The sequence below is a fragment of the Paenibacillus sp. IHBB 3054 genome, from assembly GCF_051594305.1.
In the GTDB taxonomy this organism is placed as follows: Bacteria; Bacillota; Bacilli; order Paenibacillales; family Paenibacillaceae; genus Paenibacillus_AQ.
Genome location: NZ_JBOFBG010000036.1, coordinates 53,127 through 75,411 on the forward strand (window position 1 = coordinate 53,127; position 22,285 = coordinate 75,411).

The 22,285-nt window shown below is 50.3% G+C and carries 22 protein-coding genes; 5 read left to right on the top strand and 17 right to left on the bottom strand.

Annotated features, from left to right (window positions below; all coding sequences use genetic code 11):
- Positions 1 to 52: 52 nt before the first annotated feature.
- The 8 genes from ACQ76X_RS27600 to ACQ76X_RS27635 all read right to left on the bottom strand — a co-directional run bounded on the left by ACQ76X_RS27600 (position 53) and on the right by ACQ76X_RS27635 (position 10,857).
- Positions 53 to 877: a carbohydrate ABC transporter permease gene (locus ACQ76X_RS27600; RefSeq protein WP_438496995.1), complete on the bottom strand. Its 825-nt coding sequence runs from the start codon at positions 875 to 877 to the stop codon at positions 53 to 55.
- Positions 878 to 894: 17 nt separating this feature from the next.
- The gene (locus ACQ76X_RS27605) at positions 895 to 1,785 is read right to left on the bottom strand and encodes a carbohydrate ABC transporter permease (RefSeq protein WP_438496996.1); all 891 of its coding nucleotides are present in this window, start codon (positions 1,783 to 1,785) and stop codon (positions 895 to 897) included.
- Between the two features lie 116 nt (positions 1,786 to 1,901).
- Positions 1,902 to 3,272 (bottom strand): extracellular solute-binding protein, encoded by a 1,371-nt coding sequence (locus ACQ76X_RS27610; protein ID WP_438496997.1) that lies wholly within the window; start codon positions 3,270 to 3,272, stop codon positions 1,902 to 1,904.
- A 235-nt stretch (positions 3,273 to 3,507) separates the two neighbouring features.
- Positions 3,508 to 5,706, bottom strand: a complete 2,199-nt coding sequence (locus ACQ76X_RS27615; protein ID WP_438496998.1) for a DEAD/DEAH box helicase — start codon at positions 5,704 to 5,706, stop codon at positions 3,508 to 3,510.
- Positions 5,703 to 7,022 carry an ATP-binding protein gene (locus ACQ76X_RS27620; RefSeq protein WP_438496999.1) on the bottom strand — a complete coding sequence of 440 codons (1,320 nt, stop codon included), beginning with the start codon at positions 7,020 to 7,022 and terminating at the stop codon, positions 5,703 to 5,705. The genes ACQ76X_RS27615 and ACQ76X_RS27620 overlap by 4 nt, the downstream gene beginning before the upstream one ends.
- A gap of 8 nt (positions 7,023 to 7,030) precedes the next feature.
- The gene (locus ACQ76X_RS27625) at positions 7,031 to 8,602 is read right to left on the bottom strand and encodes a TerB N-terminal domain-containing protein (RefSeq protein WP_438497001.1); all 1,572 of its coding nucleotides are present in this window, start codon (positions 8,600 to 8,602) and stop codon (positions 7,031 to 7,033) included.
- A gap of 194 nt (positions 8,603 to 8,796) precedes the next feature.
- Positions 8,797 to 9,999: an MFS transporter gene (locus tag ACQ76X_RS27630; protein WP_438497018.1), complete on the bottom strand. Its 1,203-nt coding sequence runs from the start codon at positions 9,997 to 9,999 to the stop codon at positions 8,797 to 8,799.
- Positions 10,000 to 10,089: 90 nt separating this feature from the next.
- Positions 10,090 to 10,857: a DUF1836 domain-containing protein gene (locus ACQ76X_RS27635; RefSeq protein ID WP_076111128.1), complete on the bottom strand. Its 768-nt coding sequence runs from the start codon at positions 10,855 to 10,857 to the stop codon at positions 10,090 to 10,092.
- Positions 10,858 to 10,972: 115 nt separating this feature from the next.
- Here ACQ76X_RS27635 and ACQ76X_RS27640 point away from each other — a divergent pair, with 115 nt between their 5' ends.
- Entirely contained in the window at positions 10,973 to 12,295 is a 1,323-nt protein-coding gene (locus ACQ76X_RS27640) for a hemolysin family protein (RefSeq protein ID WP_438497002.1), read from the top strand.
- 59 nt (positions 12,296 to 12,354) lie between these two features.
- On the opposite strand, the gene ACQ76X_RS27645 is transcribed toward ACQ76X_RS27640, so the two are convergent.
- A complete protein-coding gene (locus tag ACQ76X_RS27645) occupies positions 12,355 to 12,867 on the bottom strand; it encodes a GNAT family N-acetyltransferase (RefSeq protein ID WP_438497003.1) in 513 nt (170 codons plus the stop codon).
- Between the two features lie 63 nt (positions 12,868 to 12,930).
- Complete coding sequence (locus ACQ76X_RS27650; RefSeq protein WP_076111130.1) at positions 12,931 to 13,284, bottom strand: VOC family protein; 354 nt, start codon at positions 13,282 to 13,284, stop codon at positions 12,931 to 12,933.
- A 145-nt stretch (positions 13,285 to 13,429) separates the two neighbouring features.
- Here ACQ76X_RS27650 and ACQ76X_RS27655 point away from each other — a divergent pair, with 145 nt between their 5' ends.
- A complete protein-coding gene (locus ACQ76X_RS27655; RefSeq protein ID WP_438497004.1) occupies positions 13,430 to 14,782 on the top strand; it encodes a TrkH family potassium uptake protein in 1,353 nt (450 codons plus the stop codon).
- 78 nt (positions 14,783 to 14,860) lie between these two features.
- Here the strand turns inward: ACQ76X_RS27655 and ACQ76X_RS27660 are convergent, their stop codons facing one another.
- A complete protein-coding gene (locus tag ACQ76X_RS27660) occupies positions 14,861 to 15,139 on the bottom strand; it encodes a hypothetical protein (protein ID WP_076111132.1) in 279 nt (92 codons plus the stop codon).
- 163 nt (positions 15,140 to 15,302) lie between these two features.
- On the opposite strand from ACQ76X_RS27660, the gene ACQ76X_RS27665 reads away from it, so the two are divergent.
- From ACQ76X_RS27665 to ACQ76X_RS27675, 3 genes are all read left to right on the top strand, one after another.
- Positions 15,303 to 16,535, top strand: a complete 1,233-nt coding sequence (locus tag ACQ76X_RS27665) for an aminopeptidase (RefSeq protein WP_342435617.1) — start codon at positions 15,303 to 15,305, stop codon at positions 16,533 to 16,535.
- Positions 16,536 to 16,567: 32 nt separating this feature from the next.
- Positions 16,568 to 17,797 (top strand): aminopeptidase, encoded by a 1,230-nt coding sequence (locus tag ACQ76X_RS27670; protein ID WP_438497006.1) that lies wholly within the window; start codon positions 16,568 to 16,570, stop codon positions 17,795 to 17,797.
- A gap of 285 nt (positions 17,798 to 18,082) precedes the next feature.
- Positions 18,083 to 18,256: a hypothetical protein gene (locus ACQ76X_RS27675; protein ID WP_156130888.1), complete on the top strand. Its 174-nt coding sequence runs from the start codon at positions 18,083 to 18,085 to the stop codon at positions 18,254 to 18,256.
- A gap of 225 nt (positions 18,257 to 18,481) precedes the next feature.
- Here the strand turns inward: ACQ76X_RS27675 and ACQ76X_RS27680 are convergent, their stop codons facing one another.
- The 6 genes from ACQ76X_RS27680 to ACQ76X_RS27705 form a co-directional block, all read right to left on the bottom strand.
- Positions 18,482 to 19,171 (bottom strand): AlkZ-related protein, encoded by a 690-nt coding sequence (locus ACQ76X_RS27680; RefSeq protein WP_438497007.1) that lies wholly within the window; start codon positions 19,169 to 19,171, stop codon positions 18,482 to 18,484.
- Between the two features lie 58 nt (positions 19,172 to 19,229).
- Entirely contained in the window at positions 19,230 to 19,802 is a 573-nt protein-coding gene (locus ACQ76X_RS27685; RefSeq protein WP_438497008.1) for a TetR/AcrR family transcriptional regulator, read from the bottom strand.
- Position 19,803: 1 nt separating this feature from the next.
- Entirely contained in the window at positions 19,804 to 20,523 is a 720-nt protein-coding gene (locus ACQ76X_RS27690) for an MBL fold metallo-hydrolase (RefSeq protein ID WP_438497010.1), read from the bottom strand.
- Positions 20,524 to 20,615: 92 nt separating this feature from the next.
- The gene (locus ACQ76X_RS27695) at positions 20,616 to 21,080 is read right to left on the bottom strand and encodes a DUF6773 family protein (RefSeq protein WP_438497012.1); all 465 of its coding nucleotides are present in this window, start codon (positions 21,078 to 21,080) and stop codon (positions 20,616 to 20,618) included.
- Between the two features lie 2 nt (positions 21,081 to 21,082).
- On the bottom strand, positions 21,083 to 21,283 hold the full coding sequence (locus ACQ76X_RS27700) for a helix-turn-helix transcriptional regulator (protein ID WP_340898044.1): 201 nt from the start codon (positions 21,281 to 21,283) through the stop codon (positions 21,083 to 21,085).
- Positions 21,284 to 21,452: 169 nt separating this feature from the next.
- Entirely contained in the window at positions 21,453 to 22,055 is a 603-nt protein-coding gene (locus tag ACQ76X_RS27705) for a nitroreductase family protein (RefSeq protein WP_438497019.1), read from the bottom strand.
- Positions 22,056 to 22,285 lie beyond the last annotated feature (230 nt).

The following is a 22,285-nucleotide window of genomic DNA, read 5'->3' on the forward strand; positions in this document are numbered from 1 at the left end:
GTGTCTGCCGTTCCCTATTATAAATCCAATACAAATTTAATTGCAACGCCCATTAACCCTTAACGGCTCCTGCCACCATGCCTTTTGTAATCCGGTTGGACAGGAAGAAGTAGATCAGGATGACCGGCAGCGCGCCCATGACAAGGAATGCGCCGATATTTCCATAGTTGACTGAATACTGGCTGACAAAAGTGTAGACCCCGAATGGCAAGGTCTTCAGTTTCTCGGAAGAAATGAAGGTTGCCGCCAGAATATATTCGTTCCAGATGTTGATGAAGGTCAGGATGCACACCGTCATTACCGGCGGAATCGAAACCGGAAGAATAATACTGCGGAAGATGCGGTATACACTGGCTCCATCAATAAATGCAGATTCCTCAATTTCATGCGGAATGTCTCTCATGAACCCGGAGAGGATAAATACGGCAATTGGCGTGGAGAATGCAATGTAAGGCAGAATCAGTGATAAATGAGTGTTCAGGATATGCATATTTTTGAAAATGATCATCAGCGGCAGCAGAGTCGCCTGCATAGGGATCATCATGCCCATCAGAAAAACCATCATTACAATGTTTCCATATTTCCAGCGGAACCGTGAAATCGCATAAGCAACCATGGAGGCCAGCACAATGACGAAAATCATCGTAACCGCCGTAACAAACACACTGTTGGATAAGTATTTTAGGTAACTCCCTGAAGTATAAGCTTCCTTGTAGTTATGCCATTGAAACGATTTAGGGAAGGAAAAGAAGCTGCCATCCATAATTTCTTCGTTGGTCTTCAGGGAATACAGCAACAGCCATAACAATGGATACAGCTGGGTCACTACAGGAATGGCGAAAAGAAGATACACGATTCCTTTTTTGAATTTTCGCATGATCGCGCACTCCTTTTCTAATTGAATTTCTGCTCGATTTTATTGAATACGGTATTGATGAATCCGGTAAAGACCAAGCAGACCACAACCAGGAAGGTGGCAATCGCACTGCCGTATCCATACTTGAAGGACATAAAGGAACTGTTATACATATGGGTAGAGATTACATCGGTAGCATGTGCCGGGCCCCCCGCTGTCATGACCATGACCAGATCGAAGGCCTGCAGTGAACCTATAAACGCCAGTACAATTGATATTTTAAAGATCGGAACGATCAGCGGCAGGGTGATGTAGCGGTCCGCCTTAAATCCATCTGCTCCGTCAATTTTAGCCGCTTCATAAAGCTCATCCGGAATATTGGACACCCCGGTATACTGAATCAGCAGATGGTAGCCGAAGAACTGCCAAAGCGATACGAAATAGAGTGCGAACATGGCAATCTTGGGTTCAGTGAGCCAGTTATGTGTCCAGCTGTCCAGTCCCAGGGAGATCAGAACCCCGTTCAGCATACCTCCTGCGGAAGCCGGATTGTAGACCGTTTTCCACAATTGGCCGATAATGACGACGGAGAGAATAACCGGTGTGAAATAGATCGAAACCAGAGTATTAGCTCTTTTCAAATAACGGTTAAGTAAAATAGCCATAAACAGGCACAGTGGAATTTCCAGCATGGAAGCCACCGCATACAGCAGTGTTCTTCTTACTGATGGCCAAAAGACAGGATCATTAAAAAACATATCTTTGAAATTGCCGAAACCGATAAACTCTGCAGAAGTGAGACCGTCCCACTTCAATAAGCCTGTATACAATGAAACCAGTATGGGAACAAACACAAGGCACACATACAAGAGCAGACCTGGCAATACGAAGACGGCTATTGTTCGTCCTGGCACCTTTAGTACTTTCATCTTTCCCGCCTCCTAAACAAGCAGATTCTTTTTCTATGTCCATCATAGATCGATGCGAAGAAGCCCTGGTCAGCTCGCTTCGCATCGATAGATAATGGGAATGTTACTATTGCTTCTTATTTATTAGCTTCGAATGCGGTTTGATGTTCCTTGCCCACTGCGGCAGAATCCACTTTTTGCACAAATAGGTTTTGAATGCTGCTCAAGTGAACTTGCGCCGTTGCCGGGTTCATCGTATTGTCAAACGCTAGGTCGCCGCCTTTGACTTCATTGAACAGGCCTGCAATGTTGATCGCAAGATCGGAGTAACCGGCAGCTTTCAAATCGCCATCTACTTTTTGGCCCAGACCTACGGCATTTTTCAGTTCAAATTGCTTCTTAGGATAGTTGGATGCGAAGAAGTTGAGGAAATCCTTGGTTTCTTGCAAATGCTCGCTGTTCGCGGAAATGGCAAATGCACTGCCTGGTGCAAGCATAAATTCATTAGGGTCGCCTTTACCGTTAACTGTAGGGAATTGGAAAGCTCCTACTTTGCCGGCTACAGATGAAGCATCAATAGCTCCGGTTTCCCATGAACCGATTGACCACATTGCCGCTTTACCGGTTTTGAAGATATTGCCGCCTGCATTGGCGTCAATGGATGTTGCACCATCAGGGAATGCGCCGGCTTGGACCAGCTGCTGGAAGGCGTCTACTGCTTCTACGAATGCTGGATCTTCGAACGTTTTCTTGCCGTCAAGCACCTCTTGCAGGAAACCCGGGCCACCGTTGGTACGGAGCAGAATGTTCATGAACAGGAATGAGCCTGTCCAGGAGTCCTTTTCACCGATCGCTAGGGGTGTGATGCCTTTCTCTTTGAGGATCTTTACATCCTTAAGCATTTCTTCGAATGTGGTTGGCGGGTTCGCAATTCCGGCTTGCTCAAACAGCTCCTTGTTGTAATACACAACCTCGATATTGTTGCCGTCAGGCAGTGCGTACACATTATTATTGAAGCTGTAGTAATCGAGCAGTCCGGTTTGATACGTATCCTTAAGTCCGTTCTGCTCCAGCATGTCGTTCAGTGGAGCGAACAGTCCGGCATCTACAAACGGCTTCATTTGTGCAGCAGGGTTAACAATGGTGATGTCTGGCACTTCTTTGGAGGCCGCTTGTGTTTTGAGCTTTACTTTTTGCTGATCTGTGTTCAAAGTATCCAGTTCAATATGAATGTTCGGGTTTTCTTTTTCATATTCCCCCACCAATTCGCGGATCATTTTGTAGGCGGGTGTTGCAGGGTCAGGATAGATGTTCTGAAAAGTAATCGTTACTTTTTTGCCGCTGTCTTTGGTAGCTTCCGCAGCGCTGTTGGTGCTCTTCGGAGCTGCGTTTTTCCCCCCGCTGTTATTGTTATTGTTGTTGTTGGAGTTGCCGCATGCCGCCAAGGTTAATGCCATAGCAGCAGTAAGACCGATGGAGAATGTCTTTTGCATTTTTCTGTTGACCATTTGTTTGTTGCCCCCTGTCTTCGTGATATGTTCATTATCTTTCGATTAAGCGCTTCCAACAAGGTGGGAACTGCAGAATAAAGGTTTGTTTTTTCTATATATAAAATAAAGCATGCATATTACGATATCTCTTTCCGATATTGGCTTGCCCTTGCAGAAAAATAGCAGCAGCCCGGGATATGATCATCCGTGGCTGCTGCCGCATCATTAAGGCTATACAGATTGTAGTAGACGTCTAGTTCTCCACCCGCCACTGCTTAATCACATTCAGCAGCCCTGGCACATCCAGCCCATCCAGTGAAAAGGCTTTGCGCAGCAGGTCATGGGGGATGAATTCATCATACTTGCCGAGATATGGCGCTTCATCCTTGCTGAGCAAGGAAAGCGGGTCCGCCGCAGCGGTTGTTTCAGCCATGATCTCTTCCTCCAGCGTATCCGCATCCACACTGCCGGCGACTACCATATAATAAGGCTCCATTGGCGTGATGGAACGAAGTCCCAGCCGGCCCTTCAGGTTATTCTTCAGCAGCCGTTCCAAAGTCCGGAACTGCCGGCTTCCCGCCCACGGCAGAATGAACATGGAATCGCCGCCTGCCGGCAGGACCGAGCGCGTGAGCAGACCGCTCTCCTTGGCCAGGCGGCGGGCCCGTTCCAACCGGGCCGCTGCGCTTGGCGCCAGATACGGATACAGCACCGTCGTTCCCAGCACCTCACGGATTTTGGCCATAATCCGGGTATGCACATCACCGCCAGCACCAAGCCAAAGGGTATCAACCTTGCCGCGCGAGCCTTTGACATAGACGGCCTTATGGCGGTTGTCTACCTCCTCCACCTTCCACAGCTTGCCCGCCAGCGTGAAGCAGTAGCCCGGTGGGGGCACGGTGGTAATGGAGCCGATTTCCTCGGTGCCATTATAGACGACATGCTCCTCATCGTCTTTGAATACAGCAAGAAAACGGAAATTGTTGACGATCTTCTCACCGGCCAGCCCGATCAGCAGTCCACCTTCCTCCAGTGTCTCAATATGGCCCATGCCTACCATGTACTCCATGAAGGTATCGTAATCCGCCGGGTCAATTCCCCGAAAGGACGGCAGGCTCAGAACAGCTGCCTTCAAATCCTCCGGCTCGGCTTCCCCCATGCTCTTAAGAATGCTCATCGTCTGATGGTACAGGAGCCCAACCGGCAGCTGGCGCACATTCAGCGGCTCTACCCATTTCTCCCGCACATACAGCTCAATGACCGCAATCGCCCGCAGCAGCGTCCAGGGCATCCGCGCGGGCAGCTGCGCCTCCTCGTCCTCCTCCTCCGGGGTGACGAAGATCATCTCCGAAGCGGAGTCACCGCGTCTGCCGGAGCGTCCCAGCCGCTGGACGAAGCTGGCGCAGCTGTATGGTGCGCCGAGCTGCAGCACCCGCTCCAGCTCGCCAAGATCTATCCCCAGCTCCAGGGTAAGCGTAGCTGCGGCTACCGCCGGGCCGGGACCTTGCCGGAGCGCGGCTTCCGTCTCTTCGCGCAGCATCGCGGAGATGCTTCCATGATGCACATGGAACACATCCCGCTCGCCGCGTTTGGCTGCCATGCGCCGCATCTCCAGAATCGCCTCCTCGGCGTCCGTACGGCTGTTGGTGAAGATCAACGCCTTCTTCAGATGCGTATGATCGTAAATGAACCCGAAATAGGCCTGGCGGGCCCGCTCCAGGTGTTCAGCCTGCACCTCATCCCGCGCATCCGGGAAGGAGAAATGCTCCACACTCAGCCGGAGCTTGCGCCCCCCTTGCGGAGCGGATACCTCCACGCTCTCCCGCGTTCCGGCGGCCAGCCACTCGGTCACGGAAGCATAATCGCTCAGTGTGGCCGAAAGCCCGATCCGCCGGGGATGGCAGCCGGCCATCCGCGAGATCCGGGCCAATTGGCTGAGCACCTGGATGCCGCGGTCCGCCCCCATAAAGGCATGCACTTCATCAACAATAATGAAGCGCAGATCATGGAACAAGGTGGGGATCGCATTCGGGCGGTTCATGAGCAGCCCCTCCAGCGATTCAGGGGTAATCTGCAGCACTCCGGAAGGATTCTGCATCAGCTTCGTCTTATCCGCTTGCGGCACATCGCCATGCCAATGCCAGACCGGGATATTGCCTTCCCGCAGCAAATCATTTAACCGTGTGAATTGATCATTGATCAGCGCTTTGAGCGGCGCAATATAGAGAATCCCCACCGAATCGGACGGGCGCTCATAGAGCTCAGTTAATGCGGGGAAAAATGCTGCCTCCGTCTTGCCTGAGGCCGTACCGGAGGCAATCAGCAGGTGGTGCGGGGTGTCAAACAACACGCGGCAAGCATCTACCTGGGCCTCGCGAAGTGTCTCCCACCGGTTTTTGTAAATAAACTCCTTGATGAAAGGAGCCAGCCTGTAGAACGGATTGTCACTCATAGGTCAAACTCCGCAAGAAATCCGTCCAGTTCGTTTTGCTCAGTCTCCGCCGGTTTTGCAGTACGCTTGCCCACCAGCTTCTCGAACGAAATCTCCGGATGCTGGTGAAGGGTGTGTAGCAGATCCATGAAATCACGCACGACCTCGCGCGGGGTCAGCAGTTCGTCAGCACCCAGTCTGCCCACGGCTTCTTCCATGAAATGCACCAGCTGCTCTTGGGTAAGTCTCGCTTCATAGCCGTAATGCAGAGCGTGGATATCCCGCAGCTTCTGAAGCAGCACCAGAATTTCCTCATGGGACAGCATGTCCAGCGCAATAATCGGTCCGGTGAAATTATTCAGCTCGGCTGAGCCGTAACGGCCCGCCACCAGCCGTGAACGCAAAGCCTCGTAGCTGAACAATCCGCGCCGCCCGTCTTCAACGAACTGCGGGGTACCTCCAATAAAGATTCCGAGCCGTTCCGCTTTGCCCTGCATCGTATCGTTGAACATTGTCAGCAGCTTCTCGTAGTTGCTCTGGCGGGAGATACTGTTGGTAATCTTGTAGAGGTTAACACCCTCATCTATAAATAGCAGCAGACCTTTATAGCCGATGGCACCTGTGAATTCCGCCCATAGCTTCATATAATCGTACCAGTTGTCATCATCAATTATAACGCCTACGCCAAGTGCTTTACGCGCCTCGGTGCGGGTGGCGAATTCACCGCGGAGCCAGCGCAGCGCATCTTGCTTCAGCTCATCATCGGCAAGCTTATGACCGTTCCAGTAAGCCGCCAGCACCTTGGCAAAGTCAAAGCCATGCACAAGACTGCGCATCTCAGAGGCTACTGTATAAATTCGCTGCTCCACCTCTTCGCCAAGCTGCAGAGAGTCAGGTCCATACCCCTTCTCCTGCATCACCGCCTGCTGAAGCGTCATAATCCACTTCTGCAGCATGATTTCGAGTGCTCCACCGTCTGGACGGGTCCGGGTCGAGAGGTGGCTCATCAGCTCCCGGTAGGTTGCCAGGCCTTGTCCCTTCGTTCCTACTAGCCGCCGTTCCGGCGAAAGATCGGCATCCGCGACCACAAAGTCCCGGTCCATGGCGTAGTTGCGGATAATTTGCAGCAGAAAGCTTTTGCCGCTGCCGAATTTACCGGTAATTAGCTTGAAAGAAGCTCCGCCCTCAGCAATATTGTCCATATCCCTGAGGATGGCTTCCACCTCCGGCCGCCGGCCTACAGCAATATGTTCCAGTCCGATTCGCGGCACTACACCCGCCGTGAGCGAGTTTACGAGTGCGGTTGTCATCCGTTTCGGTATTTTCAGTTCATTCATCTAGGGATTCACCTCTTCAAATATTGCAGCACGGGCATAAATTCCTCAGTCAATTCCTCACCGTCGATCAGCAGATCGCCGAGCATGTCCATGGCAAGTTCGTTAATTTCGTCAAACAGCAGCTCCGGCATCGTCCCCCCGGCAGCGGCCAGCTTCTGCACAGCCTTCATTCCATCCTCATCAGCGAGCGCGGACACCGCTTGCCGCTGCAGAGGTGTCAATACGGAAGCGAATACCTCCCACTCATTGTCTGCGCTGCTCGCAGCAGCGGGCGATGCTGGAACACTTATGGTCTCGGGAACAGCATAAACCTCTTCTATAGGATCCTCTTCTATAAAGGAAGGGACAGCGTAATCAAGCTCCGAATCCCCGGAATTCTCTGAATCCTCAGGCTCCTCTATGGTAAGCAGCGTACGGACAATCTCGGAATCGCTCTCCAGCCGTTCAAGCTTCCTCTTGTCAATAACGACCGCCGGACCTTTCCCAGCTTGCTCTGCCTTGCGGAATTCCCGTTTCAGAAAACGGGTCACCAGGTCGTCCATATCCGCATCGACCTTAACGTCTTTCAGCCGTCCGCGGAAGCCCATCAGCTCGCGCAGCTTGTTTTCGGTGAGCCGGAAAAGCCGCGTAATCAGGCTGCGCAGCGGCAGAGACTTACTGATCCTTACGACAGGCACCAGTACGGAGTAGCCGTAGAGCGATATATCATAAACTGCACTGCGGAACAGGTAACGCTCCCGTGGTACCGGCGGGCCGGGCGGGAACATTTCCACCAGCTTGGAGCCATGTTTGCGGGCTACGTAGGCGTCTATTAATGCAACCACTTGAGGAATATAACGCTCAGCCGCCGCTTTGCCTTCACCAGTGTAGAACTTGGATTTGCTGATGTCGTAATCCGACATGACCGTCAGCACGGCAAAGGTCAGCTGTTCCGGTGCAGCAGTCAGGCACCTCATCAGCTCCAGCTCCGCCAGATCTCCGGCAAGTCCGCGTGAACGGGCAACGATGCCTGACAGCGGCACGTCCAGTTTATGCACGAAGGCGAAATCGGCAATCCAACCGCCAAGATATTGATCGAGCCGCTTGTATTGATCCCGGTAAGCTTCCCATAGCAAGGACAGCTGTCTGTACCCTTCCTGCGGCTCTTCCCAGCCTACTCCGTTAATCAGCTCATAGACATGCAGAAAGATATAGGAGAGATCAGTCTTCGGATATCTGCCATGTCTGACTTCATCCCGCCAGAAGAAATACCATCTGTATTGCGCTCCCGTCATATGCCCGTATGTAGGCCAATAACTCTTGAATGGAACAAACAGTGTTGCGGCTTCCTTTTGTTCCACCAGCTCACGTGCCCGGTGCACAAATTGGCTTTCCGTAGTAGTTACCGGTTCCTGCTTCTCTTCCATATCCCAGAGCTGAAGCTGTACCGTCTCCTTCGACGGCTCTTTCTTCTTCACCTTGGCGGCGGCTGACTTCGGCTGCACATTCCCGGCAGCTTCCCGTGGTGGAATCGGCACATTACTCTCCGTGCTTTCCCAGACCAGCTCTGTAAAGTGCGGCAGCTTCCCTTCATTATTCATTCTTCCATCGCTCCAATCCTGAAACGTAATCCCAGAAGACCCTGCTCCTGCTCTTATGAAAAAACGGTCCTGTTCACATGGTGTGAAGGAACCGTTTTGTTCTTCTCGATTATCCGAACCCGCTGTACATTTCACATCTAATATTAGCATTGTTGCAGGATTAACATCAAGTAGATCCGGCAAGGAATACTCTCTTAGAGCAGCTCAGTTCCTTTCGTTTCCTTACCCAGAAACAACACTGCCAGCGCACCGACAATAATGGTTACGAAGAACAGCATAAAGATTGAACTGATGCCGACCTTATCACCTACCAGAAAACCTACCAGCAGCGGTGCGATCACACCGCCGATCCGGCCAAAGGAGGTGGCCAGCCCTGCTCCCGTCGAGCGGATTGCAGTCGGATACAATTCAGGGGTATAAGCGTACATGCCGCCCCATGCGCCAAGGTTAAAGAACGAGAGGCAGATTCCGGCAGCCATCAGCATGCCCTCCGTTGTCGCATTTCCGAACCAGGCAGCGCTGACTGCTGTGAGCAGCAGGTAGATTACCAGTACAAACTTGCGCCCGAACTTTTCAATGAAATAAGCGGCTGTGAAGTACCCGGGCAGCTGGGCAAGCGTCATAATCAGTACATACTCAAAACTCTTAACAAGGCTGAAGCCCTTAATCACCATTACCGTAGGCAGCCATAGGAACATACCGTAATAGGAGAACACCACCGTGAACCATAGAATCCACAGCATGATCGTCGATTTGCGGTACTCCGGCGACCAGACGATAGCAACACGTTTACTCAGCGAAACCGGGGCCTTCTTAATTTCCGCAAACCGCGGGGAATCATCAATGGCACGCCGCAAATACAGCGCATAAAGTGCCGGTACGGCACCTATGCCGAAGGCAATACGCCAGCCGTAATCCGGAATAACAAAATAGGCAATCAAAGCCGATAAGATCCAGCCTACCGCCCAAAAGCTCTCCAGCAGCACAACCGCCCGGCCTCTCTCTTTTGCAGGCATGCTCTCCGACACCAGCGTTGAAGCAACAGGCAGCTCTCCGCCCAGCCCGAACCCGGCTACAAAACGCAGCGCACATAATATCCCGAAGCCTGTAGCAAAAGCCGACAAGCCGCTCGCCGCAGAGAATATCAACAAGGTCCACAGCAATACCGACTTGCGTCCGAAACGGTCGGCCAAAATCCCTGCCGCTGCCGCCCCTGCTGCCATGCCCACCGAATTAATACTGGTCAAAAATCCAATCTGCTCCGGTTCAAGCGACCACTCCTTGGCGAGCGCTGCAACCACAAAAGAAATCATTCCGACATCCATCGCGTCAAACATCCAGCTTAATCCCGCACTGAACAGCAGTTTCCTTTGCTTCGGATTTCGCAGCAGCGTCATTTGATTCAAGTTCAAGCACCCTCTTCCCTTACTCCGACTATTCTACCCTGATATTGCTAGTTTCTCTTACACATTCTAAGAGTGCCGCTTCTAAAAATCAAGGAATAAAGCAGCATTAAAGTATTGCCGGGCCAGCGCTTGAAAATAACAGGTTTGTACAGAAATTGCCGAGATCATCAGCATATTTTGCACAGCATCCCTTTGCGGTCTTGTCAGATGGTTCAGCCGGTTCATCAATTTATCCATTGCACTTCTGAGTGAGCTGTCCGTTTTCCAGGAATAATCTCTGTTTGCGCTGCGTTCAGCCATCCCTTGAGCCTGCAGCGCAGGGCTACGCTTAATCTCTTCGAACAGCTCCGCATACCCGTGATACAGCTGCGCCGGTTCAACCAAATCATCATCATCCCGTTCCGGTTTCAGGAAAAGCAGGCGGAAGAGCTGACGTATACTTTCGAAATCAAGCGCTGCTTTAAGGTCATCAATGATAAATAGCAGCGCAGCCTGATTAACCGAATACTTTTTTCCTTCCCTCGGTGAGCCGAGATATTCCTTGAAGTCGCGCTTCACCCAATTTTGCATAGCGGTGGCACTCAGTGTGGAATACTCTATGAGATGTCCAAGAGCAGCAATGTCCGAGAGCGAGAACCCTTTGACGTTCCCTCTTTTTATGATCTTTTGCAGGATCGGCGGGATTTCCGTAGAGAGGAACGCAGGCAGGGACATCCCCTGTTTCACCTCTTCGTGATGAAATTTCGTCCAGACCTCCTGAAGAATATGCAGCGGTTTTTGCTCTGAGTTTCCGGTCAGCGAGAGCAGCAATCCAGACATTTCTTTTCGGCTTAAAGTAAAAGCTTCCATAGATGGCACCCCTTCGCCATTTGATATTTTAATGAAAAGTTCGTACAATAGGTTCAAGTGAACTCATAATATGAGTATAACCTATTTTAATAACGAGAGGGATGGTAAAGATTTTATGGGTATAGGACTTAGTTTGACGTTGGTGGCCATTTTGATTATTTTAACCGCTTTTTTTGTAGCCACGGAATTTGCAGTAGTGAGATTGAGAGGCAGCCAAGTAAGTCAAATGGTTCTCGAGGGAAAGAAGAACGCTTTAGCTGTACAAAGAGTTGCAGCGAACCTTGACGGTTACTTGTCTGCTTGTCAACTTGGGATCACAATCACTGCCCTCGGTATCGGGGCGTTGGCAGAACCTGCATTTGAGCAGCTGCTGATTCCTTTATTCGATTTGGCTGATATCAGTCACAGTGTGAGCGAACCTATTGCCTTTGCATTGGCATTTATTATTGCCACATTCCTGCATGTCGTAGTCGGAGAACTTGCACCGAAGACGGCCGCTATCAACATTCCGGAGAAAATCGGTCAAATTACAGCCCCGCTGATTATTTGGTTCTACAAAATATTGTACCCTCTGATCTGGCTCATGAACGGTTCCGCCAATCTGCTTGTCAGCTTATTCGGGATGAAGCCGGCCAGCGAGCATGGCGATGCGCACAGTGAAGATGAGATTCGTCTGATTCTGTCCGAAAGCTATGAAAGCGGCAAAATCAACAAAGCCGAATATGGCTACGTGAACCGGATCTTTAATTTTGATGAGATGCTGGCCAAAGAAATTATGGTGCCGCGGACAGATATGGTGTGCTTATTCACCGACCACTCGCTGGCGGAGAATTTCAACATCATCCGTAAAGAGCAGTACACCCGATTCCCTGTCGCTGACGGCAGCAAAGATAATATTATCGGGATGATCAATACCAAACAGCTGTACCTGCAGTATGACAACAACCCGGATTTCGATTTTAAAAGCCTGATATTGCCGCTTCTGACCGTATCCGAGGTAACCCCGGTGAAGAACTTGTTAACCCGTATGCAGGTAGAACGTGTTCATATCGCCCTGCTGCTTGATGAATACGGCGGAACTTCCGGTCTGATTACGATTGAAGATATTCTCGAGGAGATTGTCGGGGAGATCCGTGACGAATTCGACGGGGATGAACGCAAGAACATTGAGAAGCTCAGCGACGTCAATTACTTATTCGACGGCAATGTTTCTCTTCTGGAGATCAAGCAGCTGACAGGTCTTGACTTCCACGATGATGAAGTAACAACCATTGGCGGCTGGTTATACAGTCACCTGAGCGAGCCCACTATCGGCAAAAGCATGAATTACGAACATGTTACGCTTACCGTCCGTGAGATGAACAAAAACCGGATCCGCAAGGTTGAGGTGCTTATCGGGGAAAAGGACTCCCTCGAATCTGGGCAACAAACGGAATAATAGCTGAATATATATAACAAAGGCGCTCCGTCAGGGAGCGCCTTTTGTTGTAGCGGAACTTAGTTAGACAAAATCTTGCTCATATAATATTCGTCCACCCAATTCCCGCTGACTTTCAGTGATTTCTTCTTGATGCCTTCAATTTCAAAGCCGTGCTTGGTGTATAAGGACACCGCTCGATCATTATGCGTCATAACGGACAGCTCCAGGCGCACAATGTCGACGCCGGTTGCCCAGCTCTCCATCTCCCGAAATAAGCCGCTGCCGATACCCATTCCCTGATAATCGGCCAAGATGCCAATCACAATATATGCGCTATGCTTATTGCGTCTTACGCTTCCTCCACTGACGGATATGTAACCCGCCAGCCTGCCATCCGCCACGGCGCCGATTAGTATCGAAGTTTCGGCCTTGGCGAAGTCCTCAATCATCTCTGTTACTTGCTGCAGTCCGGTCTGCCTCTCATCCGGCTCCAGCAGCATAAATGAAGATTCCTCATCCAGCCGGTGCTGCAGACTCAGGAGTTCAGCAGCATCCCCCGGAACCAGCTCTTTCAGCGTTATATTCATCATTTCCCCCTGCTCGATCTAGCTCGGCATAACACTAATTGCCGATGTACTTCTTTCACACATTTTTTAACAACGGCAAATCATCAATACATTTCCGTCAGGATCCTTGAAGTTAAACCAGTGATCATTCTCAATGTCAGTCAGGATCTCCGCACCGCTGGCTTTGACAAAATCATAAGCAGCATCGATGTCCTCCGTATTTAAATGAAAGGACGGCACATTCAGAACCGACTCGGCTGTGAAAATTCTGCTGTCCAGCACAATACCCGGCCCTTGCATCGGCACCACATACAGATGACCGAACAATACCTCACCATCAAGCGGAAGCCCCAGCAAGCTGCAATACCAGTTCTTTGATCTTTCAATATCACTGACCGGAATGAATACGGCGCCAATCTGATTCAGAATCGGACTTGTCACAGCAAGTACAGCCTCCTCTATGCTTTCTCAGAATAGGTATTACTTTTTAGTAATTCGATAAAATATGCCAATTTCCTTCCCCCGCAAGTTGATCGATTGGAACTTATGATATAATCTGGACAGATGATATCAAGACGTCAGGAGAATGAATTTGGCTAATCTATCCCTCGGGCACCTAAGGCTGACGCCACCCAAAATACTATCGCTCGGATTCATGCTGCTGATTGCGGCAGGAACAGTACTCTTATGCCTCCCGGCAGCTTCAACCGGAGACCGAATCTCCTTTATCGACGCCCTCTTTATGGCGACCTCAGCGACCTGTGTCACCGGACTGGCTGTCATCGACACCGGAACACAACTGACGGTGTTTGGACAAATTGTCCTCCTGGTGCTGTTCCAGTTCGGCGGTCTCGGATTTGTGACCATGGCCACGCTGATTACACTTGTACTTAACAAACGGATCTCACTCAAAGAAAGGCTGCTATTGCAGGAATCCATGAACCAGAACTCCATGCAGGGCATCGTCAAGCTGATCCGCCGGGTACTGATCTATTCCCTGGTCATACAGCTTAGCGGAGCCGCCCTGCTTGCCATAAGATTCATGCTGGACATGCCTTTTGGAAAAGCGATATATTACGGTTTGTTTCATAGCATTTCTATCTTTAACAATGCCGGATTTGATCTCTTCGGAGATGTGCACGGGCCATTCAGCGGTCTTACCCGCTACGTGGAGGATCCAATTATAAACATCACTTCCATGCTGCTCATTTTCCTTGGCGGAATTGGGTTTATCGTGTTGTCCGATGTAATCGACTTCCCCAAACGCAAACGTCTGACCTTGCATTCCAAGGTGGTTCTCTCCACTTCAGCCATCTTGATTCTGGTCGGGGCGGCAATTTTTTTCTGGCTTGAACTGAACACCACGCTAAAACCGCTGCATGCCGGCGGCAAAATAATGGCCTCCTTCCTGCAGGCGATTACCCCCCGTTCCGGAGGGGTGACAACCATTGAGATTCCGCTCTTGCGGGAATCCACTCAATTTCTGATGATTCTGCTGATGTTCATTGGTGCGGCGCCTGGATCAACCGGCGGTGGGATTAAGATTACTACCTTTGCCATACTGGTAAGTACAGCATATGCCAAACTGCGCGGGAAGGAAGACATCGTCATGTTCCGCCACCGGATCTCCAAAGAAAACGTGTACCGGGCTATCACGATGACACTGCTCTCACTGATGCTGGTAGTCATTGCGACCATGCTGTTGTCCGTGACGGAGAGTGCAGATTTCCTGACCGTACTGTTTGAGGCGGTGTCCGCTTTTGGGACCTCGGGCATTACAATGGGGCTGACTACGGAGCTGACGACCATCGGGAAGGTTATGGTGATCATTCTGATGTTTGTCGGACGTACCGGACCGCTGACACTTGCCTATGCGCTTAAACCGAAGAACAGCAAGGAGCTCTACCGTTATCCTGAGGGCAATATTACGATCGGGTAGAGCTTTCGAACCTATACCTATATAAAATGCGACCGTTCGCCGGCAGTGAATGCCTTCATCGGTCGCATTTTTGCGATGCTATTCTTCTTCCTGAATGTCCTGGGTATCCAGTGCGGCATCCAGCAGCTGATTAAACAGATCGTCATCATTCTCCAGCAGCGTGTTGATCTCCAGGAACTGCTCTTCGCTCCCCGGTTCGCCGGCAAAGCTGAAACTGTAATCCCATTCGCTTCCCCGTTTGCTGAAGAACGTAATTTCATACGGAGACTTATGATTGTCGAGCGTGAACACCGTCCTCCCGACATAGCTCTTATCTTCTTCGCGTTTCAATTCCGCCTTTATAATTTCCACGTTCATGCGCTTTCCTTCCTTTCATCTGATCGTCCACACTCTCCCAGTATAGCATTGAAATGAAAGCAAATCCCTCTCTTTCCGCTGCAATTGACTTTTTTCATCCGGCGGTTAATAATTTAATACAATGCTCATACAGCACTAAAATATAGTAAATGGAGGAAACCCGATGCTCAATTTAGAAGCGAAGCTTAGCAAATATGCAGATCTGGCAGTCGAAATCGGCGTCAACGTTCAACCGGGTCAAATACTGGTCGTGAACGCCCCCGTTTCAGCAGTAGAATTCGTACGGCTTATTACAGCCAAAGCTTATGCCATAGGGGCAAGTCTGGTCAAAGTAAACTGGAGTGACGAGAGCATTACCCGCCAGCAGTTTGAACATGCCGCACCGGAAGTCTTCACGAAGGCTCCAACGTGGTACGCGGGAGAAATGACCGAATTCGCTGAGAATGGAGCCGCTATTCTGACTGTAATCGCCGAAGATCCCGACGCACTGAAAGGAATTGATCCGGAACGTATCGCCAATTACCAAAAAACACGCGGTGCTGCGCTTACGAAATACCGTGATTACCAAATGTCCGATAAAATCAGCTGGAGTATTGTCGCCATCCCTACACAAGCTTGGGCCGACAAAGTGTTCCCTGATGTTCCGGCCGAAGAACGTGTGGATAAACTATGGGAAGCTATCTTCCACACTGTCCGTCTTGACCGCGAAGATCCGGTTGCTGCCTGGCAGGAGCATCTTGATACACTAGAACAGAAGGCTGATGTGCTTAATGCCAAGAAGTATAAAAGCCTGCATTACATAGCACCCGGCACAGACCTGACTATCGAACTGCCAGAAGGTCACATTTGGGCGCAAGGAGACAGCATCAATTCCAAAGGCCACACTTTTGTTGCCAATATGCCAACAGAGGAAGTGTTCACAGCACCGCTTAAGACAGGTGTTAACGGCACGGTCAGAAGCACCAAGCCACTTAGCTACGGCGGCAACATTATTGATGATTTCTCCATCACCTTCGAGAACGGCCGAATCATCAGTGTAAGCGCCGGTAAAGGCCAGGATTCACTGGAGTATCTAATCAGTCTGGATGAAGGCGCCAAATATCTCGGCGAGGTTGCCCTTGTGCCTCACCAGTCCCCGATCTCCGAATCGAATATATTGTATTTCAATACCTTGTTTGACGAGAATGCTTCCAACCACCTGGCCATTGGCACAGCTTATGCGTTCTGCCTTGAGGGCGGTAAAGAGATGACCCAGGATGAACTGATTGCCCATGGCCTGAATACCAGTGTCACCCATGTCGATTTCATGATCGGCTCACCTGACATGGATATTTACGGAATTACAGCTGATGGTACACGGGAACCGGTATTCAAAAGCGGAAACTGGGCGTTTTAAACACAGACTACAGATAGCGGAGGAGCAAAATCATGTTGAGTTTCAAGCAAAAGCTGGAGAATTACGCACTGCTGGCTGTAAAGATCGGAGTCAATATACAGCCCGGGCAGACGCTCGTACTCAATGCAGACATCGTTGCCGCAGAGCTTGTCCGCCTGATTGTGCGGAAAGCTTATGAGGCCGGTGCTAAGCTGGTCAAGGTCAATTATACCGACGAGTTCGTCACACGGACCCGCTACGATCTGGCCCCGTCGGCCAGCTTCCTTGAACCGCCGAAATGGCAGGCGGATGAGCTGGAGGATCTGGCACGCAACGGTGCGGCCATCCTGACGGTAATCTCTGCCAATCCGGATCTCCTGAACGGTGTAGAAGCCAGCCGGATATCCGATCATCAGCGTACCGCAGGCCAGGCTATGGCCCCGTACCGTGAAATGATGATGAACAATTATATCAGCTGGAGCGGTATCGCTTTTCCATCGCCATCCTGGGCGGCTAAGGTATTTCCCGATGCACCTCCGGAAGAACAGGTTGGCCTGCTCTGGGATGCTATCTTCAAGGCGGTCCGAGCAGACCAAGAGAACCCCGTTGAAGCTTGGAGCCTGCATCTGGGCGGCTTAAAGCAGCGCTGTGACCTTCTGAACGCCAGAAAATACCGCAAGCTGCATTATACCGCTCCCGGAACGGATTTGACCATCGAATTGCCCGAAGGGCATATCTGGTGTCAGGCCGGAGCCGTGAATCGACGCGGGGTCTCTTTCCTCGCCAATATTCCGACAGAAGAAGTATTCACTGCCCCGCTGAAGACTGGCGCTAACGGCAAAGTGAGCAGCACGAAGCCGCTCAGCTATGGGGGCAACATCATCGACCGGTTTACGCTTACCCTGGAGAATGGCAAGGTCACAGACTTTACGGCAGAAGTCGGCCAGGAAGCATTGGCTTCCCTGCTTGCTATGGATGAAGGAGCCGCATACTTCGGCGAAGTAGCGCTGGTTCCTTACCACTCTCCAATCTCGGAAAGCGGCATTCTCTATTACACTACACTGTATGATGAGAATGCTTCATGCCATCTGGCACTTGGTGCCGCATATGCATTTACCTTGCAGGAGGGCATCTCTATGACCAAGGAGCAGCTTGCTGACAAAGGGATGAATCAAAGTCTGACCCATGTGGACTTCATGATGGGTTCCCCGGAAATGAATATAGACGGAATTACAGACGATGGAACTGCTGAACCCATCTTCCGCGCAGGGAACTGGGCTTAAACAAAGTTTCTGAGCTATTGTGTCCGTTCGATTAATCCCTTATAGCCACACCCCGTTGCTCTCTGAATAGAGGGTAACGGGGTGTTTTTGGTTTGCCAGAAGATAGTTAAAGGCATAATTAACCCAAATTTAAAATTATGTTCAAAGAATATTCACAATATTGTTGAAATTAATTCACAAATATGTCACAATACAATTAAGGATTGTATTTCCAATCCAGTTTAGGTGTTGGGTGAAGCCAATCAGTGCTGAACGATACTCACAAACTTTTAGGAGGTCATCCTGATGAAAGAGTCGATATCCCAAGAGCTGGAACGGCCGGAGCATGAACGTCCAAGTGTTCAAGCCCCTACAGACTCAAGCATTATCGCATCCAATGCAATCAAATACACAGCTTACATCATGCTACTATTCGGTTTCTTATACTTTCTGATTGCATACCTGGCTCCTATGCTATGAGGTTGCTTCATTATATAGCTTTAATAGAAAGCGCTTACGGCTTTTGAGCTCCTGCTGGAGTCCGTTAGCCGTTTTTATTTTCTTGCATTGTTCCTTCTTAATGTTATCCACAAATGGGAGCACGCAAAAAAAGGTTTTGCCTTCCTCAACGGACGGCAGAACCTTTCTTTCTGCAAATAACAGCTTCACCGTACTTGCCAGAACTTTGAAACCATTATTTAGTGATTACCAGGACAATGCTTTGCTGATCCAGGCTATGGCAGCAGGCGACCAGGTAGCATCCATTCTGGAGCGCAGCCAAGCTATAGCTTCCTCCCTGGAACCTTCATAAGGTGTGAGGCCATGAATTCCCATCCAATGCCCTACGGTCTCAAACGAAGTGCTGCTCCAACCATTTACTTCTCCCAAGTCATTTTGGCGTGCCTGAACTCCGGAGATTACAATATCAAGGGTGCCTTGCAGCTCTGTGACGGCATTGTCAAAGGCAGTCTTCTTTTCCTTTGCTTTCATATCACCCAAAGAACGCAGCTGGCGGGTATCAATGCCCTCGTTGGCACGGATCACCTGGAGCAATGTCAATGCTTCTCTGCTGGCAAGGCCGTTATTGTACCGTTCTTCCAGTTCTTTAGAGCTGCCCACGGCTTTTACAAATGCCGGAAACCAGTCCCGCGAGACGAGAATTGCCTTTTTCTTAATAAACTTGCCGTACCCGGCCAGTCCCTCACCGGGAAACTGTGCACGCCATCCCCATGGATCCAGCTCTGAACCGGTATGCCAGTTCTCGGCTTTGGTCAGCCCATTTAATGACGGATGCTCCGGAATCAGTGAAGCAAGGGGTACAATCCCCAGCTTGGCAATGACCTCAGCCATCTCCTTATAAGTTGTTACACCGCCCTGCACTTCCACGTTTTCCATCTCACTTTCCCCCTTAACGGAATGGTTAAATCACTTAATCATGGTTGTTCTGGACTGCTTACACTGTCTTCATGCAGCTGATTCCTGCAATAAATGTATCAATCAGCCGGGATAAGGAGATTCCCAAATCGAGCGGCAGGCCGAAGCCTCCCTTGTTCTCCAGTGCAGCAAATCCGTGCAGAATACTCCGCAGTCCCCGAACAGCATGCAGTTCTCCTTCTTCTCCAAGCCCGTAGCCGGACAGCACATGCAGGATAAAGGATAAAATCTGCTCCCCTGCCTCTTCCAGCGCTGTGTTCCCTTGATCAGGTGCTTGCAGTGTTGTTTCGTATAGACCCGGATGCTGCCTTGCAAAGTTCACGTAAGCCTGCCCCATAGCGTGAACGGCTGCATCACCGGTTATCCCCTCAGAAGCCTTTGTCATCGCTGTGTGGAGCTGTTCCAGGCCGTGTACAGCTAGCAGAGTCCGCAGCCCGGCTAGTCCGTTAACATGATTATACAACGACGGAGAGCGTACGCCCAGCTTGGCCGCGAGTGAAGCCAGCGTGACTTCTCCCATCCCCTGCTCATCTGCTAATTCTGCCGCAGCCAATACCAGCGTACGTGTATCCAGTCCAACCCTAGGTGACATCTTATCTTCCTTCCTTTCCTAGCTGCAATTGAGCTTTGTTCACAGCCTGTTTCATGGCTTTTCCAGGCGCCTTCAGCAGGTTGCCGTGTCCCACAGCTAGCACCGCTGCAGACGTTCCTGCAAGCTTAATTGCACTGGCCACAGCCTGCTCCTTATTCCAGGTAGCCAGTGCCGGAAATGGAAACCATGGCACAACCGTCCCGGCCACCGCAGTTCCTCTAAATGTCTGAAAAGCATCCCCCGCTATCAGAGCTCCGCTTCGTTGATCCAGAAAAGACATCGAACCTGGGGTATGGCCGGGAGTGCTGATTGCGCTTAAAGAGCCGACAGTATCTCCGTCATGGAGCAGAATGTCCGGTTTGGTAGAAATTTTGGTAGGTACACTCCCTTTAATCGGAGTCTGCGGTTCACCATGTCTAAGCGAACGGTCTCCGCGCAGCAAAGCTGCATCACGCTCAGAGATATATACAACAGCCTCAGGAAGCCGTTTCTTCAGTTCATCAAGTGCTCCAACATGATCTCCATGAGCATGGGTCAGCACGATTCGGGTAATAGGCAGGTTCAATTTAGCCGCTGTACGGAGGATCCCTTGGACACTAAAAGACATCGCCGCATCAATCAATGTTAATTCATGCTTTTCTACAACAAGATAGCAATTGACCGGAAACCATCCGGGCATCCACGTAAGCTGCAACAATTTTCCTTCTTGAGTAATTCTCATAAATACACCCCTTAAAAACTAATGATATTAGTTATAATATAAACTAATGACATTAGTTTTGCAAGAAGCCCTTTCCAAAGTAGCACATCCGTCTATTCCAGGTGCTTATCCGCATTTTGATTGGAGCGTTTAATCATGAACCATTGCATCCAGGTAATCCCGAAGAAAAAGACCACGGAGCCAACCAATGTGCTCATTACACTCGCAACTACATCAACTTCGTCCTTACCCAACAGGTCATAACTGATCATCAAAATTGCCCATATCAGCGCACCTGCAGCTCCACTGATCAGATTGGTTTTCTTGAGCCGCTTCACTTCCCCGGCCTTGCTCGGCAGGAGGAATAGTCCACCACGCATGCTCCGGAGCGTAACATAGAAACAAGCTGCCATCAGGATGAGGAAGCTGTCCAGCCAATACTTCAGATCCAAGTGCAGAACAAATACTTTAACAAAAACACTGGCCGCTATGCCCACTAACACAATCGTAAACCCGTGCGACATCAACTTATGTACTTCACCTTGAATCCGCTCATCCTTGATCCCCTTACCTTTCATAACTACTCCTCCCAAAATATATCGTTTAAAGTTGTTCCCAGTTCCTTGCAGATGGCAATACATAACCGGATCGTCGGGTTATAATTTCCCGCTTCAATCAGTCCTATCGTCTGTCTCGTCACGCCCACCGCTTCCGCCAGCTGTTCCTGGGACAAGTCCTTCTGGATCCGCGCCAGTTTCAGCTTGATGTTCTTCTCGCTCACCAGAGCCCTCCCGGAGAATAAATTCACTTACCACTCCATTGTAATCTATAACCGTCATTATGTACAATATATATTGCATCTTTATTTCAATCCCATAGAAAAAAAGCATCCCGCAGGATGCTTCAATAAGAGTTGGCCCAGTTTTTGTTCCTAATAGCGGCTTGGGTGTTTATTCCACAACTCCACTCTCCGGATAGCTGTCTACAACTGTAAGCAGCTGAGCGGCCTCCTTGCGTGGACGGCTGGCGGGAATGATCTCCGGATAACCTGCATGGATCATCGCAATCACTTTCTCCCCTGGCTTCACGCCAATCTTGCTGCGGAATTCCGGAGCGTAAATATAAGGATCCGTCTTCCAAATCGTACCTACTCCCCGTTCCCATGCCGCCAGCTGGAAGTTCTGCACAAGTGCGGATGCAGCGGCAAAATCCTCATCCCACTCTCTTTGACGCGGGTCCTCAGGGATCACGACGATTACGGTTAAAGGAATCGATGAAAGATATTCTTTGCGTTTGGCTGCAAATTCCGGATCAGTTGCCCCGCGCTTCAAGAATGTATAAGCAGCATCCCCAAGGAATTCCGCTCCTTCCCCCTGAAAAGCAATAAATCTCCACGGCTGCCGCAGTCCATGATTTGGCGCCCATACTGCGATATCCAGCAGTTCCTCGAGCAGGCCTGCAGGCAGGGGTTCAGGCTTAAACTGTTTAATGGAGCGGCGCTCCTTGATCACTTCGGCAATGCTGCCGTAAGCTGCAGACTGGTTCTGATTAATAAGGATTCCCTCCAGCAGTAAGTTATGATAACCATTCTCAGTGATTGTACATGATTCCAATCGCTTTTTCAAACTGGGGAATGTCCTGATCATGCGCTTCAAGCCTATCTTGGAGGTGAATACGCTTGTTCGCTGTACAGCCAAGTGGAAACGGCCTCGCCGTCCTCAAAAGGACGGTATCCGTTTCAGCGAGAAATAGAAGGATATTTTATAGCGTGAAGCATATAAAC